The organism is Magnetospirillum molischianum DSM 120, from assembly GCF_000294655.1.
Lineage (GTDB): Bacteria > Pseudomonadota > Alphaproteobacteria > Rhodospirillales > Magnetospirillaceae > Phaeospirillum > Phaeospirillum molischianum.
Genome location: NZ_CAHP01000025.1, coordinates 1 through 930, shown reverse-complemented (window position 1 = coordinate 930; position 930 = coordinate 1). Strand labels below are relative to the sequence as shown.

The window sequence follows — 930 nt, the reverse complement described above, 5'->3', positions numbered from 1 at the left end:
TGGCGGCGGCGATCCGGCGCTGGGTGCGGGCGCTGGCGATCCTGGCCGCCAGAACCTGGCCGCGCTCGACGTCTTCACGCTTGGTGCCGCGCAGCAGAGCGCCGATGTTGTCGCCAGCCTCACCCTGATCGAGCAGCTTGCGGAACATTTCAACGCCGGTGCAGGTGGTCTTGACGGTCGTCTTGATACCGACGATCTCGACTTCCTCGCCAACCTTCACCACGCCACGCTCGACACGGCCGGTCACGACGGTGCCACGGCCCGAGATCGAGAACACGTCTTCGATCGGCATCAGGAACGGCTTGTCCTTCGGACGTTCCGGCTGCGGGATGTAGCGGTCAACTTCGGCCATCAGCTTCAGAATCGCTTCCTTGCCGATTTCCGGGCTGCGGTCTTCGAGAGCACACAGCGCCGAGCCCTTGACGATCGGAATATCGTCGCCAGGGAAATCGTAGGACGACAGCAGCTCACGAACCTCAAGCTCAACCAGGTCGAGCAGTTCGGGATCGTCAACCATGTCGACTTTGTTCATGAACACGACCAGGGCCGGAACACCGACCTGACGCGCCAGCAGGATGTGCTCGCGGGTCTGCGGCATCGGGCCGTCAGCCGCCGAAACGACCAGGATCGCGCCGTCCATCTGCGCCGCGCCGGTGATCATGTTCTTCACATAGTCGGCGTGGCCGGGGCAGTCAACGTGAGCATAGTGACGATTGCTCGTCTCGTATTCCACGTGCGCCGTCGAAATGGTGATGCCGCGAGCCTTCTCTTCGGGGGCCTTATCGATCTGGTCGTAGGCCGTGAAGGTCGCTCCGCCGGTCTCGGCCAGAACCTTGGTGATCGCCGCAGTCAACGAGGTCTTGCCATGGTCAACGTGACCGATGGTGCCGATGTTGCAGTGCGGCTTGTTGCGCTCGAATTTCGCCTTAG

Annotated in this window: 1 protein-coding gene; it reads right to left on the bottom strand. The window is 62.5% G+C overall.

Going from position 1 to position 930, the window contains the following annotated elements:
- Window positions 1-930: elongation factor Tu (gene tuf, locus PHAMO_RS11685; protein WP_155801754.1), on the bottom strand; the 930-nt coding region annotated here is incomplete at both ends.